Annotated in this window: 14 protein-coding genes and 1 pseudogene; 10 read left to right on the top strand and 5 right to left on the bottom strand. The window is 60.1% G+C overall.

Annotated features, from left to right (window positions below; all coding sequences use genetic code 11):
* Positions 1-17 precede the first annotated feature (17 nt).
* From I6L41_RS14340 to I6L41_RS14330, 3 genes and pseudogenes are all read right to left on the bottom strand, one after another.
* Complete coding sequence (locus I6L41_RS14340; protein WP_216959631.1) at positions 18-926, bottom strand: helix-turn-helix domain-containing protein; 909 nt, start codon at positions 924-926, stop codon at positions 18-20.
* Positions 886-1,218, bottom strand: a pseudogene (locus I6L41_RS14335) (GNAT family N-acetyltransferase); the annotation flags it as partial. The gene I6L41_RS14340 and the pseudogene I6L41_RS14335, both read right to left, overlap by 41 nt.
* Positions 1,218-1,646 (bottom strand): GNAT family N-acetyltransferase, encoded by a 429-nt coding sequence (locus I6L41_RS14330; RefSeq protein ID WP_139495009.1) that lies wholly within the window; start codon positions 1,644-1,646, stop codon positions 1,218-1,220. The gene I6L41_RS14330 and the pseudogene I6L41_RS14335, both read right to left, overlap by 1 nt.
* 218 nt (positions 1,647-1,864) lie before the next feature.
* On the opposite strand from I6L41_RS14330, the gene ybaK reads away from it, so the two are divergent.
* The 4 genes from ybaK to I6L41_RS14310 all read left to right on the top strand — a co-directional run bounded on the left by ybaK (position 1,865) and on the right by I6L41_RS14310 (position 5,226).
* The gene (ybaK, locus tag I6L41_RS14325) at positions 1,865-2,329 is read left to right on the top strand and encodes a Cys-tRNA(Pro) deacylase (protein WP_113740402.1); all 465 of its coding nucleotides are present in this window, start codon (positions 1,865-1,867) and stop codon (positions 2,327-2,329) included.
* Positions 2,330-2,476: 147 nt separating this feature from the next.
* Positions 2,477-3,370: a hypothetical protein gene (locus I6L41_RS14320; RefSeq protein ID WP_139494800.1), complete on the top strand. Its 894-nt coding sequence runs from the start codon at positions 2,477-2,479 to the stop codon at positions 3,368-3,370.
* 68 nt (positions 3,371-3,438) lie between these two features.
* Positions 3,439-4,230 carry an ABC transporter substrate-binding protein gene (locus tag I6L41_RS14315; protein ID WP_216959630.1) on the top strand — a complete coding sequence of 264 codons (792 nt, stop codon included), beginning with the start codon at positions 3,439-3,441 and terminating at the stop codon, positions 4,228-4,230.
* A gap of 111 nt (positions 4,231-4,341) precedes the next feature.
* Positions 4,342-5,226, top strand: a complete 885-nt coding sequence (locus I6L41_RS14310; protein ID WP_216959626.1) for a transporter substrate-binding domain-containing protein — start codon at positions 4,342-4,344, stop codon at positions 5,224-5,226.
* Here I6L41_RS14310 and I6L41_RS14305 read toward each other — a convergent pair.
* On the bottom strand, positions 5,220-6,104 hold the full coding sequence (locus I6L41_RS14305) for a LysR family transcriptional regulator (RefSeq protein WP_216959623.1): 885 nt from the start codon (positions 6,102-6,104) through the stop codon (positions 5,220-5,222). The genes I6L41_RS14310 and I6L41_RS14305 overlap by 7 nt on opposite strands.
* 134 nt (positions 6,105-6,238) lie before the next feature.
* On the opposite strand from I6L41_RS14305, the gene I6L41_RS14300 reads away from it, so the two are divergent.
* From I6L41_RS14300 to I6L41_RS14285, 4 genes are all read left to right on the top strand, one after another.
* Positions 6,239-6,640: a CidA/LrgA family protein gene (locus I6L41_RS14300; protein WP_041202734.1), complete on the top strand. Its 402-nt coding sequence runs from the start codon at positions 6,239-6,241 to the stop codon at positions 6,638-6,640.
* Positions 6,633-7,322, top strand: coding sequence for an LrgB family protein (locus I6L41_RS14295; RefSeq protein ID WP_005341581.1), 690 nt, complete (start codon positions 6,633-6,635; stop codon positions 7,320-7,322). Before I6L41_RS14300 ends, I6L41_RS14295 begins: the two co-directional genes overlap by 8 nt.
* A gap of 74 nt (positions 7,323-7,396) precedes the next feature.
* Positions 7,397-8,296 (top strand): hypothetical protein, encoded by a 900-nt coding sequence (locus tag I6L41_RS14290; RefSeq protein WP_216959619.1) that lies wholly within the window; start codon positions 7,397-7,399, stop codon positions 8,294-8,296.
* A 277-nt stretch (positions 8,297-8,573) separates the two neighbouring features.
* Positions 8,574-9,437, top strand: a complete 864-nt coding sequence (locus I6L41_RS14285; protein ID WP_216959615.1) for a patatin family protein — start codon at positions 8,574-8,576, stop codon at positions 9,435-9,437.
* 76 nt (positions 9,438-9,513) lie between these two features.
* On the opposite strand, the gene mutS is transcribed toward I6L41_RS14285, so the two are convergent.
* Positions 9,514-12,033: a DNA mismatch repair protein MutS gene (gene mutS / locus I6L41_RS14280; protein ID WP_216963967.1), complete on the bottom strand. Its 2,520-nt coding sequence runs from the start codon at positions 12,031-12,033 to the stop codon at positions 9,514-9,516.
* Positions 12,034-12,355: 322 nt separating this feature from the next.
* On the opposite strand from mutS, the gene pncC reads away from it, so the two are divergent.
* Together pncC and recA are read left to right on the top strand one after the other, a co-directional pair.
* Positions 12,356-12,847 carry a nicotinamide-nucleotide amidase gene (pncC, locus tag I6L41_RS14275; protein ID WP_216959613.1) on the top strand — a complete coding sequence of 164 codons (492 nt, stop codon included), beginning with the start codon at positions 12,356-12,358 and terminating at the stop codon, positions 12,845-12,847.
* A gap of 80 nt (positions 12,848-12,927) precedes the next feature.
* Entirely contained in the window at positions 12,928-13,992 is a 1,065-nt protein-coding gene (gene recA, locus I6L41_RS14270) for a recombinase RecA (protein ID WP_040068994.1), read from the top strand.
* Positions 13,993-14,034: the final 42 nt, after the last annotated feature.

Below are 14,034 nucleotides of genomic sequence, written 5' to 3'. Positions count from 1 at the left end.
TCTCTGGTTATGGAGTGCTACACTCCAGACATATAATTACTAAACAAGGCGGAGATCTCATCTGCATTAACAAGATGTTTTGTGCTTGTCCCTTGTCTTAAATAGAATCCATTGTCAAACTGGCAAACTTTACCAACACTTTTTATAGTTATTTTTATTATATGTCTATCATGATATTTACAGAGCATGATATCTTTTAGTATTTGTTGTTTTAAAGATGTTTCAAAATCAAAGCCTTCTATTAGTTGCTTTAATCTAGAGAAGTACACATCAAGTTTATTGTATTTTCGGAGTGCTTCGGCATCGATGCCATTAATATGAAATCCATTAACTGGAATTGAGTCTATACCATAAATATCTTTGATCTTTTGACTGCAGAGCTCTGTATCTGATACTCCAATCAAAATAAATCCCTCAGATTTTTTGCCTATATTTGATATAGCTACACATGTTTGAACTATTTTCCTGACACTATCAATGTCAACTTCATTGCTTTCATCAAGCCTAATAATCCCTTGCTTAAAGTCATAAAATGATTGCTCTGTGCTTGAACTTGTCAGTATGTTATTTATTTCTGTAACCCAAGCATTAGCCTCAATTTTCTCTAATGATGGTTCAAAATGTCTAAGAAGAATAGCCTTGAGATCCTCAATACTATTTTTTCTTGAGTGAGCAGCCCAGCGTCCACCTTCGGTAACTTTAATTACAGTATTGCCAGTATTACGCAGTTGTTCGAACAAGGCCGCTCGATCAGATATTTTCATTTGATCAACGAACATTAATTCATAAAAAGCTAAAAATACAGCTTGATAGTATCGAGGGCACTCCTGTGTTGTAGATTCTACCCCAAGAATATGTGACTTGAAGGTTACTTCATTATCTTCAAATGCCGCAGCCTTGGCGGGATTGGCGTACCCAATAGCCAATATTGCCGTAGCGATGATGGGGCGACAGCTGGTTGATACCTGCGCCACCCAAGAGCTGGCCGGTGGTGGCGCAGAAAATGCCCATGTCAAAGGCGCGTCCCGCCTCGCGATCCTGATCGCAGCTGGCAAACCACTCCAGCGCGCTCTCCCGAGTAAATGAACGGGAGCACCAGCTCATCCATTTGCCGACCGTCTCGATGGATTCGTGGGCCGCGCGGACAAACTCGTCGGCATCGACCGGTTCGAACGGGCGGATCACGAGCTGAGTGTTGGCAAGGCGCGGGAGTGTCATCACTTATCCTGCTTTTTCAGAAAGTAACTGATATGCCCCGGCGGCATATCGGGCAGCTGGCCAAAGACTTCGTAACCCTGCTTCTGGTAGAAGGGGAGGGCCTGAAAACTGGTGGTTTCCAGATGGTAGTTGCTGATGCCCTTGCTTTGGGCGTATTGCTCCATGGCGCCGAGCAGGCGGCCGCCCCAGCCATCGCGGCGGATGCTTTCGTCGATCCAGAGCCAGTCGACGTGCAGCCAGCCCCACTTGATGTCGGCGATGATGCCGCCGTGTACCTTGCCCTCTTCATCCTTGATAAAGCTGGCGATCCGCTCGCGCCGAAGTTCGTACAGTTGAGGGCCTGCCTGGCTTACGTTGTAGCCCGTCAGGCCAATGCGCAGCGCTTCAACATCATCGTCCTGAGGCGGTTGGGGTGGGGTGAGTTGCATATGGGCTCCTGCGGTATGGGTTGTGGCGGCGTCAAAGGGTTAAAGCAATACCCGTTTGGACTCTGTTTGGTCAAGTGTTCTGGTCGCTCGCCACCAAGCGTGCATGGTATGGCGGCCAGTCAATGGCCCTTGCCACTTCCATCCCCCTTGCATCACCCCAGAGTGAGGCGCAGACTGTTTGGCCTTGTTTTTATGCGATTCGATTCAAGGCAACCATCATGACTCCTGCCATCAACCTGCTGAAGAAGCTCAAAATCCCCCACAAGCTCTACCCCTACGAGTGCGAAGCCCACGATGATTTCGGCAAGCATGCCGCGACCCAGCTCGGGCTGCCGGAGGCGCAGGTGTTCAAGACTCTGGTCGCCCATCACGACAAGCAGGCGGTGGTGGCCATCGTTCCCTCATCCGGTATGTGCAGTCTGAAACAGCTGGCCAAGGCGACCGGTCTCAAGAAGGTGGAGATGATGAAACCGGCGGAAGCGGAGAAGCTGACCGGCTACAAGGTGGGTGGCATCAGCCCGCTGGCGCAGAAGAAACAGTTGCCTACCGTGCTCGATGAGTCGGCGCTGCAGTTTGACGAGATCCTGGTGAGCGGCGGCAAGCGCGGCCTCTCGGTCGGCGTGGCGCCGCAAGATATGCTGACGCTGATGAAGTGGATCGCCGCTCCCATCGGCGAAGAGTAGTGCCGGGCACGGTGTGAACTTGCTCTCCGGGCCTGTGGCGGCCCGGATTGTCCTACCTGTGATCGGACGCGCAAGCCGTGATTGCCCCGTGCTCAACGGGGAGTGTGCCAGTCTATACTGGGTGAACCCCGTTGTATGAGTTCAGCCATGATGTACCGACTTCTGTTGCTTTGCCTCTGTTTATCCTTCCCCTCTGCCTTGCTGGCTGCCACCCGTTTTACCCTGCTCAGTCCTGAAAACAGTCAGGACATGCGGATGCGTTATTACCGTGAGGTGATGCAGCTGGCGCTAGAGAAAACTCGCTCCGAATATGGTGACTACGAGTTGCTGGACTCCCTGCCGATGAACAAGGCGCGGATGCGGATCGAGGTGCAGGAGCAGGGCAAAAACGCCCTCTTTATTGTCGACAGCTGGCCTTATCAGGGGGAGGCGGTGGCGGATCAGGTGGCATCGATCCCGTTCCCGATCGATATGGGGATCCTCGGCTATCGGGTCTGTTTCGTCGGCTCGGATCGTGCTGCCGAGCTGGCGCGGGTGAACACCCTGGATCAGTTGCGCCACTTCACTCAAGGGGTGGGCACCGGCTGGCAGGATGCGGCGATCCTGCGCCACGGCGGGCTGACTGTGCATGAGGTGGATAACTACGAGTCGCTGTTTCGTATGGTGGCACGAGGGCGCATCGATCTCTTCTGTCGTGGGGCCAACGAGATCCTGCCGGAGTGGCAATCTCATCAGGGCAAGGTGGCCGGTTTGACGGTCGATCGCCATCTGGCCATTTTCTATCCGCTGATCCACGTGTTCTACAGCAATGCCCGCTACGTTCAGGAGCGCGAGCGCCTTGCGCGCGGTCTGCAACTGGCCTGGCAGGATGGTTCGCTCAAGCGGCTCTGGCGCCATCACTTCCAACCCTCGCTGGTGTTTGCCAATCTGGGGGCTCGCCAGATTTTCCGGCTCGGCAATCCGCAGTTACCCAAGGGCGGTTTTGACTATCGTCCCTACCTTTACAACCCGCTGGCGGATGATTTCGGTTCACTGCCCTGAGGCGAGTTATCAGGTGCGCAGGCTCTGATAGAGTAAGGGAGAGATCATTGCCGCCAAGGATATGGCCCATGCGCGCATCTGCCCGCTCCCTGCTCTTTATCGCGTTGCTGCTGCCTGCCACCGGCGGTGCGGCCCCTGCCTTTACGCTGCGTACCTGCTTTGAAAACAGTGACTCCCACCCCTGGCTGCTGCAATCGGGGGAGGGGGTTGTGCAATATCACCTCAAGGCGGTTGCTACCGCTCTTGATGCCGAGATCGAGCTGACGCCGCTACCGTGGAAGCGCTGCCTCTCTCGGGTGAGCAGTGGCCAGATGGATGCGGCCATCAAGATGAGCTACAGCGTCGAGCGGGCGACCACAGTGGGGGTCTATCCCATGCGTGAGGGCAAACCCGACCCTGCCAAGCGGCTGCTGACCGAGAGCTACAGCCTCTACCAGCTCAAGGGGGGCAAGAGCCAGTGGGATGGCACTACCCTCAGGGTCAATGGCGTGGTTGCTGCCCAGTCAGGATTTTCCATCGTTGAGTTGTTGCTGGCTGCGGGAGCCGAGGTGGATGACTCCAGCCGTGACCCGCTGATCATTTTGAAAAAGCTGGTGATGGATCGGGCGCAGGCGACCGCCATCCAGACCGAGGTGGCTGACAGTATTCTGGCGGCACATCCCGAGTTGCAGGCCCGCATCGAGCGGCTGTCGCCGGTGCTGGTGGAGAAGCCCTACTATCTGGTTTTCTCTCACCGCTTTTATCAGGCCCATCCCCGACAAAGCCGGCAGTTGTGGGATGCTATCGAGCAGGTGCGCGACTCTGCTGCCTATCAGCGTTATGCCACAGCGCTCAGAAGCACGCCTCCGGTGGGGGAGTAGGCTGATGGATGCGGCTGGCCGAAAAGGGGAGGAGAGCGTGGGGTGGTGGCAGGGTCGAGCACCCACGCTCAGGGCTACACTGAAAGTACCCCTTCAGCCAAGGCGCGGTTTATGTCACCCCTGCATCTGCTTGCTGCCGCTCTGCTCTGCATGTTGTCGCTGACCGGACAGGCGGCCACCCGGTTTACCTATATCAGCCCGGAGAGCGAGCGGGATCCGCGCACCACCTATGATCGGGAGCTGCTGGGGCTCGCCCTCGACAAGACCCGCGACCAGTTTGGCGACTATCTGCTGGAGCCTGCGCCGCCCATGACCAAGGCGCGCGAGCGGCTCAGCATGCAGCTCGACAGCTATCCCAACCTCTTTGTAATGGACAGCTACAGCAGCACCCGCGAGGAGCTGGGGCTCGCCTATGTCCGTTTTCCCATCCATTTGGGGATCGTCAGCTACCGCATCTGTTTTGTCAGCCCGCAGCAAAAGGCGGCGGTGAGCAAAGTGACCGACCTCAAGGGGCTGCGCCAGTTTACCTTCGGTCAGGGCAAGGGGTGGCTGGATGTGGATATCCTGCGTTACGCCGGGATGGAGGTGGTGGAAGTGGAGGGGTACGAGAAGCTGTTCAAAATGGTGGCGCGGGGCCGCTTCGATCTCTTCTGCCGCGGGGTGAGCGAGCTGCGCAGCGAGCAGCTTACCCACAAGGAGATGACGGATCTGCTGGTGGATGACGCACTGTTGATCTACTACCCGCTGCCCCGGGTTTTCTACACCAATCCCAACAATCGCGAGGCGCTCAAGCGGGTCGAGCGGGGGTTGCAGCTGGCGTGGCAGGATGGCTCGCTACAGGCGCTGTGGCGCAAGAGCTTTGGCCCGGCCATCGCCTTTGCCAAGCTCTCCCAGCGCCGACTGTTGCGGCTGGATAATCCCTTCCTCGACGGGATCAGCTTCGATTACCGCCCCTACTTCTACAATCCGCAGACCGATCGCTTCGGCGATTACTGAGGTGCCTGCCGCTGGCGGCAGAGGGTCAGCCAGGCCTCGGCGGTGCGCGACAGATAGCGCTCGCTCGGCCAGATCACCCCGAGTCGCCAGCTCAGTTCGGGCTCCAGCGGCCGCAGCACCAGACCATCCGGGGTCAGCCGGTTGCAGACCGGCTCCGGCAAGAAGGCGACCCCCATGCCGCTGCGTACCATGGCGGTGAGAAAATCCCACTGGCTGCTGCGCGCCGCCACCTGTGGCACAAAGCCCGCTTCCTGACACGCCTGCTCCAACCGCTCGCTCAGGGTAAACGCCTGGGTATAGAGCAGGAAGGGCTCCTCCTGCAGAGACTCCAGCCGCAGCGGTGCATCGCCATGCCAGCGCGGTTGATCAGGCAGCACCACCCGGATCGGGTATTGATCCAGCTCCAGCGCGCTGAGGGCGCCCCCCTCTTTGGTCGGCAGCATGGTGATGGCGAGATCCAGCTCCCCCTCCAGCACTGCCTGTTCGATGCGGCGACCGCCGTACTCCACCAGTGTCAGCTCCACCTTGGGATAGCGGGTGCGGTAGGCGCGGATCAGATCTGCATAGACGTGGCCCACCATGGGTGGGATGCCGAGGGTCAGGCGGCCGTGTTGCAGGCTCTGCAGATCCGCCAGTTCGGCCTCCAGTTGCTGCATCTCCGCCAATATGGTCTGGGCCCGGTTGAACAGCACCTGGCCGCTGTCGGTCAGGGTGAAGCGACGCCCTTCCCGGTTGAGCAGGGGTTGGCCCAGCTCCTCTTCGATATTGCGGATCATCTTGCTGATGGTGGGCTGGGTGACGAACAGCTTTTCAGAGGCGCGGGTGAAGCTTTTTTCCCGCACCAGTTCGACAAAATAGCGCAGGGCGCGAATATCCATGGACTCTCTCGACTCGTGTTGGCGGGTACGGGATGAAGTATGCCTATGCGGCATGAATTTGATAATTTTAATTCATTTCTGGCAGGTTTTGCTCAACTCTATACTGTGAGCCGGTTCACAGAAAGACGATGATCATGAAAGCCCTCTGCTTGCGCTGGTTACAGACTCCCTTCCAGATTGTGTTGCTGGCAGCCATCTGGCTGCTGGCCGATACCGCGGTTCGTACCCTTCACCTGCCGCTGCCCGCCAACCTCACCGGCATGCTGTTGCTGCTGGCCTGCATCCTGCTCGGAGTGGTTAAGGCTGAGTGGTTCAGCGCGGGGGCTCGCTGGCTGCTGGCGGAGATGCTGCTCTTCTTCGTGCCTGCCGTAGTCGCGGTGGTCAACTATCAGGAGCTGCTGTTGCAGGAGGGGTGGCGCATCATGGTGGTGCTGCTGGTGAGTACCACGCTGGTGCTCGGTACTACCGCGCTGGTGGTGGACCGGGTCTACCGCCTCGAACTGAAACTGGCCCGCCGGAGTCGCCGTCATGTCTGATACCCTGCTTGGGCTGATCTGTTTCGCCCTCACCCTGCTCTTCTATTACGCCAGCAAATGGCTCTACGGCAAAAAGCGGATCCTGCCGCTGATGCCGCTGCTGCTGGCACCGACCCTGCTGGTGGCCGTGGTGCTGCTGTTCCACATCCCCTATCAGGATTACATGGCGGAATCCCACTGGCTGCTCTGGCTGCTGGGCCCGGCGACCGTCGCCTTCGCCGTGCCGGTCTACGAGAACCGCCAGCTCATTCGTCGCCACTGGCTGTCGCTGTCGGTCGGGGTGGTCGCCTCGGTCATCATGGCGGTGGGGAGTACCGTGCTGCTGGCCCGCTGGCTGGATCTCTCCGACATGTTGCAGCGCAGTCTGGCGATGCGTTCCATCACCACACCATTCGCGGTGGAGGCGACCCGCGCCATCGGCGGTCAGAGCGACCTCACCGCGCTGTTTGTGGTGCTGACCGGCGTCATCGGTATGGCGGTGGGGGAGAGCGTGCTCACCGTGCTGGCCATTCGCAGCCGCCTCGGCAAGGGGGCGGGGTTTGGTGCTTCGGCCCACGGCGCCGGTACCGCCAGGGCCTATCAGATGGGTAATGAGGAGGGAGTGGTCTCCAGTATGGTGATGATGATCGCCGGTATGGTGACCGTGCTGCTGGCGCCCCTGCTGGGCCGGATGTTCTGGTAGGCCTGGCTTCCCTTTAGAAGGCGGCTCGTCCCGGCGCTACACTCTAGTGAGCCTGTATTTCCGGGATGAGCAGTATGACCTTTCATCGCCTCGCTTCCTGCTTGCTGTTGTGCAGTCTTTCCCTCCTTGCCGCCCCCCTGCGGGCGAGCGACGTCATCACTCATATCAGCCCCGAGAGCGATCGGGACTTGCGTACCCTCTATTTTCGCGATCTGTTGCAGCTGGCGCTGGAGAAGACCCGCGATAGCTTCGGTGACTACGAGCTGCGAACCGCGCCGCCGATGAACCGTATCCGGATGCGACAGATTGTGCAGACTCAGCAATACCCCAATCTGTTTGTGGCCGACAGTCTGCGTCCGGCCGCGGAGAGCGGAGCGCTGGATTACGTCCGTTTTCCGGTGGAGCTGGGCATCCTCGGTTATCGCATCTGCTTTGTCAGTCCGCAGCAGGCCGATGCGGTGGCAAGGGTCAATACCCTGGCCGAGCTGCTGCAATTTCTGCACGGGCAGGGACGTGGCTGGCAGGATGCGGAGATCCTGCGTCATGGGGGATTCAAGGTGCAGGAGATCGACGGTTACGAGCGGCTGTTCAAGCTGGTGGCCCGTGGCCGCATCGACCTCTTCTGCCGCGGTGCCAACGAGCTCTTTATCGAGCAGGAGCAGCACAGTGATCTGCCCGGCCTCACCGTGGATCGGCGAGTGGCGCTGCACTATCCCTTCCTCCACCTCTTCTACACCCAGAAGGATAATCAGGCCGCCATCCGCCGCCTCTCGGTTGGCCTCAAGCTGGCGTGGCGGGATGGTTCGCTGCAACAGCTCTGGCTGCGCCACTTCAAACCTTCCCTCGAGCAGGCGCAGCTCCCCAGGCGCCTGTTGTTCGAGTTGGCCAATCCGCGCCTTGATAAGGTGGACTTTGACTATCGGGCCTACCACTACAACCCCGTCGACGGGACGTTCGGGCCCGGGCTGCCTTGATCCTGATGGTGCTATTACCGGATAAAGGGCCGTCTCTGCTGATGTACTAAATCATGCCAAAAAGGCATGTTTTTTATTATTTAAATTCATTTTTTGAAGGTTGGTGCGCTGCATATACTGGGGGTCGCTTCACGGTTCAGGTTTGCTCCTGCCCGCTTCTGGCTTGTGCGAGTGAGCCTGAATCGTCCTGCTGCGGCGTCTTGATGTTCTGCATGAAGGCGTCCATCACTGGGCCGGGATCGATCCCGGCAGGTATTACAGCTGACGGAGCCTTGTTATGTTTAATCCCCACTCTTGCGCCCTGATTGTCGAAGGGGGCGCGATGCGCGGCATCTTTGCCAGCGGCGTGCTCGATGCGTTTGTCGAAAGTCACCACTACCCGTTCGATTTCGTCATGGGCGTCTCGGCCGGTGCCACCAATCTGGTCTCCTATCTGAGCGAACAGCCGCGCCGCAGTCACCACATCATCACCGAGCTGGCTTGCAGTTCCCGTTTTCTCGATCCCCTGCGTTTCGTCAAAGGGGGCGATCTGGTGGACATCGGCTGGCTATGGCAGGCCAGTCGCCATCGCTTCCCGCTCGATCTCGAGACCTTCTGCGCCCGCGGCATTCCCTTTTACGCGGTGGCGACCGATGTGGCGAGCGGCAAGGCCATCTATCTGCCGGTGCGGCCCGACAACATGGATGAGGTGCTGACCGCTACCTGCGCTCTGCCGGTGGTGCAGCACGATACCCCCTGCGTCGATGGTCGCCCGATGGCCGATGGCGGCATCAGCGACTCCATTCCGGTGATAGAGGCCTATCGGCGCGGGGCGCGGCGGATGACGGTGGTGCTGTCGGAACCCTGGGGATATCGCAAGAAGCCGGCCCGTTTCTGCTGGATGGTCAAAGCCTTGCTGAAAACCCAGCCTGCACTGGCACAAGCCATGCTTGAGCGGGATCGCGCCTACAACCGGGCGCTCGATTTCATCGCCAATCCCCCTGCCGATTGCGACATCGAGGTGATCGCGCCACCGGCCGATTTCATGGTTTCCCGTTTTACCCAGGATCCGGTCAAGCTGGAGTCCGGCTATCTGCAGGGTTACTGGCAGGGGCGTCAGAGCCTGCTGCGGGCCCGTGAAGAGGCGCGAGCGGTGGCCTGACTGGTTTGCCGGGTGCTGAATATAGAAAGGGGAACCTCGCGGTTCCCCTTTTGCATGCTTGTGCGGTAGTCGCTGATTACAGCATCTGCTTGAGGCGATAGAGCAGATCCAGTGCCTGACGGGGGGTTAGCTCGTCTGGGCGCAGCGCTTCCAGCTCTTCCACCACCGGATGAGGCTGCGGGGCGAGGGTCACCGGAGCCGGGCGGCTTTCACCGGCGGCGACCGGGGTGGCGCTCTCCAGCTCATGCAGTTTGTGACGGGCCTGCTGGATCACCGATTTCGGCACCCCGGCCAACGCCGCCACTTGCAGGCCGTAGGAGCGGCTGGCCGCGCCTTCCTGCACTGCGTGCATAAAGGCGATGGTGTCGCCGTGCTCCACCGCATCGAGGTGGACGTTGGCCAGCCCGCTCATCAGCTCGGGCAAGCGGGTCAGCTCGAAGTAGTGGGTGGCGAACAGGGTATAGGCGCCAATCTTGCTCGCCAGCTGTTCGGCACAGGCCCACGCCAGCGAGAGTCCGTCGTAGGTGCTGGTGCCGCGGCCAATTTCGTCCATCAGCACCAGACTGCGGGCGGTGGCGTTGTTGAGGATGTTGGCGGTCTCGGTCATCTCCACCATAAAGGTGGAGCGGCCGGAGGCGAGATCGTCTGACGCCCCGATGCGGGTGAAGATACGGTCGATGGGGCCGATGCGGGCGCTGTCGGCGGGCACGAAGGCGCCGATATGGGCCAGCAGCACGATCAGCGCGGTCTGGCGCATATAGGTGGATTTACCGCCCATGTTGGGACCCGTGATGATCAGCATCCGCCGCTCCCGCTCCAGCCGGATAGGGTTGGCGATAAAGGGATCTGTCATCACCTGCTCAACCACCGGATGGCGGCCCGCCTCGATGATGATCTGGTCTTCGTCGATGAGGGTCGGGCAGCGATAGTCGAGGGTCTCGGCCCGCTCGGCCAGGTTGGCCAGCACGTCCAGCTCTGCCAGTGCGGCGGCGGAATCCTGCAGATCGCCGAGGTGGGGCAGCAGAGTATCGAGCAGCTCTTCGTAGAGCCGTTTCTCCAGCGCCAGCGCCTGGGACTGGGCGGTGAGTACCTTGTCCTCGTACTTCTTCAGCTCATCGATGATGTAGCGTTCGTTGTTCTTGAGGGTTTGACGGCGGATGTAGTGGGCCGGCACCAGATGGCTGTTGGCGCGGCTCACCTCGATATAGAAGCCGTGCACCTTGTTGTAGCCCACCTTGAGGGTATTGATGCCGGTCAGCAGCTTCTCCCGCTCCTCGATGCGGGCGAGGCTGGCGGTGGCGCCGTTGGCCAGATCCCGCAGCTCGTCCAGCTCCTGATTGAAGCCGTCACGGATGACGCCACCATCGCGGATCAGCACCGGCGGCACTTCCATCACGGCGCGCTCCAGCAGGTCGAGCAGCTCGGGGAAGGTGCTGGCGCGCTCGGCCAGCTGTTGCACCGCTTCGTGCTCGTTGTCCGCAAGCAGGCGCTGCAACTCGGGCAGCTGGGCGAAGGCCTGACGCAGTCGGGTGAGGTCACGCGGGCGGGCCGAGCGCAGGGCGAGACGGGCCAGCACCCGCTCCACATCACCCACCTGACGCAGCAGGCTGCCCAGTTCATCGTAGAGGTTCTGCTCGATGAGCTCCTTGATGGTGCTCTGGCGACCTTTCAGGATCACCCGATCGCGGATCGGCTGGTGGATCCAGCGCTTGAGCAGGCGGCTGCCCATGGGGGTGGCGGTGCGATCCAGCACCTCGGCCAGGGTATTTTCATAGCCACCGGCCAGATTCTGGGTCAGCTCCAGATTGCGGCGGGTGGCGGCATCCATGATGACGGCGTGATCCGGCTGCTCGAGGCGCACGTTGCGGATGTGGGGCAGGGCGGTGCGCTGGGTATCTTTGACGTACTGCATCAGGCAGCCAGCGGCGCACAGGGCGGTCTCGCTCTTGTCGACGCCAAAGCCCACCAGATCCTGGGTGCCGAACTGCTGGCAGAGCAGCTTGCGAGCTGTGCCCAGCTCAAACTCCCACTCCGGGCGACGACGCAGGCCGCGGCGACCCTCGATATGGTGCAGGAATTCGAACGATTCTGGGTAGAGCAGTTCGGCTGGATTGGTGCGCTGTAGCTCAGCCAGCAGGGTCTCTTCTTTCTCGAACTGGTTGATGAAGAAGCGGCCGGAGCCGATGTCCATTGTGCCGTAGCCGAAGCGGCGGCCATCGTGGTAGACGGCGGCGATCAGGTTGTCCTGCCGCTCGCTGAGCAGCGCCTCGTCGGAGACGGTGCCCGGGGTGATGATGCGAATGACCTTGCGCTCCACCGGCCCCTTGCTGGTGGCGGGATCCCCCACCTGTTCGCAGATGGCGGCCGATTCGCCGAGCTGCACCAGCTTGGCCAGATAGCCCTCGATGGCGTGATAGGGCACCCCCGCCATCGGGATGGGGCTGCCCGCCGACTGGCCACGTTTGGTCAGGGAGATATCGAGCAGTTGGGAGGCCTTGCGGGCATCGTCATAGAACAGCTCGTAGAAGTCGCCCATCCGGTAGAACAGCAGGATCTCCGGGTTCTCGGCCTTGAGGCCAAGGTACTGCTGCATCATGGGCGTGTGGGCGCTGAGATTGGCGCCGGAAGCGGAGCCTGTGGCGCCGCTGGCTTGGTGTTGTGCGGTCATGTTCTGTTCCAGAAGGGGCCTCTGCGGGCCAGTGTCTGCGGTGATGAGCCTTGAGCTTGATGGCGCCATTCTACACATAAGCGCCGCGACGGGGGAGCGGGTGTTCCGGGCGCGGTTGTTCTGCACTATTGAAGGCATGACACAGGTGCAGCACCTCACCTTGCTGCAGGCAAGGGCGGTCTGCCGTGGTTGCGGGCGGCGCTAGCAGGATCGCATAATGTGCCTCTTGAGCGGATCAGAAGGAGTCGTGATGAAACTGGATGCAGAGATAGAGCACCTTGCCATCGAGCTGGGACGGGCCCTTGGCCAGCGGGGCTGGCTGGCGGCGACCGCCGAATCCTGTACCGGCGGCGGGGTGGCCAGCGCCATCACCGATATCGCGGGCAGCTCCGGCTGGTTCGATCGCGGATTTGTCACCTACACGAACGAGGCCAAGCAGCAGATGTTGGGGGTGAGCAGCGATAGCCTTGAACAGCACGGTGCAGTGAGCGAAGCCGTGGTGCTGGAGATGGCCCGCGGCGCGCTGGCGCACTCGTCTGCCTGCATCAGCGTTGCTATCAGTGGCATCGCCGGCCCCGGCGGCGCCACCGAAGGCAAGCCGGTCGGCACCGTCTGGTTCGCCTGGGCCGACCGCAACGGCCGTCACCACTCCCTGCTCGCCCGCTTCGACGGGGATCGCCGGCAGGTGCGCCAGCAGGCGGTGAGACAGGCCTTGTCGGGTCTGTTGGCCCTGCTCAGATAAATTGGGCTTGATACTGTATGAATAGACAGTATACTTAGCCCAACTTCACTTCTTACTCACGATTTCCAGCGGAGATTGGCATGGATCAGAACAAACAGAAGGCACTGGCGGCTGCGCTGGGTCAGATTGAAAAGCAGTTCGGCAAAGGTTCCATCATGCGTCTGGGCGACAGCAAGACCATGGATATCGAAGCCATCTCTACCGGTTCCCTCTCGCTGGACGTGGCGCTGGGCATTGGCGGTCTGCCGTGTGGCCGTATCGTCGAAATCTACGGCCCGGAATCTTCCGGTAAAACCACCCTCACCCTGCAGGTGATCGCGGAAGCCCAGAAGAAAGGCAAAACCTGTGCCTTCGTCGATGCGGAACACGCCCTCGACCCTATCTACGCTGCCAAGCTGGGCGTCAACGTCGACGACCTGCTGATCTCCCAGCCGGATACCGGCGAACAGGCGCTGGAGATCTGCGACATGCTGGTTCGCTCCAACGCGGTTGACGTCATCATCGTCGACTCCGTGGCGGCCCTGACGCCGAAAGCGGAAATCGAAGGGGAGATGGGTGACTCCCACGTTGGTCTGCAGGCCCGTCTGATGTCCCAGGCGCTGCGCAAGCTGACCGCCAACATCAAGAACGCCAACTGCCTGTGCATCTTCATCAACCAGATCCGGATGAAGATCGGCGTCATGTTCGGTAGCCCGGAGACCACTACCGGTGGTAACGCGCTCAAGTTCTACGCCTCCGTGCGTCTGGATATCCGTCGTATCGGCGCCATCAAGGAAGGCGACGAAGTGGTCGGTAACGAGACCCGCGTCAAAGTGGTCAAGAACAAGGTGGCCCCGCCCTTCAAGCAGGCTGAATTCCAGATCTTCTACGGCGCCGGTATCTCCAAAGAGGGCGAGCTGGTGGATCTCGGCGTCAAGCACAAGCTGATCGACAAGGCCGGCGCCTGGTACAGCTACAACGGCGAGAAGATCGGTCAGGGCAAGGCCAACGTGATGAAGCTGTTCGCCGAGAACAAGGTGATGGCTGGCGAAGTGGAGGCTCGCCTGCGCGAGCTGCTGCTCTCTGGTGCCGTACCTGTCGATGACAAGGCTGCACCGGTTGAGGCAGAAGAGTTCGATGCCGAAAGCGAACAAGAGTTCGAATAAGGAACAAAGGAAGGCCGGGTAGATACCCGGCCTTGTTATTTA

Origin of the sequence: Aeromonas sp. FDAARGOS 1411 (genome assembly GCF_019047125.1) — a bacterium.
Lineage (GTDB): Bacteria > Pseudomonadota > Gammaproteobacteria > Enterobacterales > Aeromonadaceae > Aeromonas > Aeromonas veronii.
The sequence above is the reverse complement of the archived record's forward strand: the minus strand, read 5'-3'. Positions and strand labels throughout refer to the sequence as shown.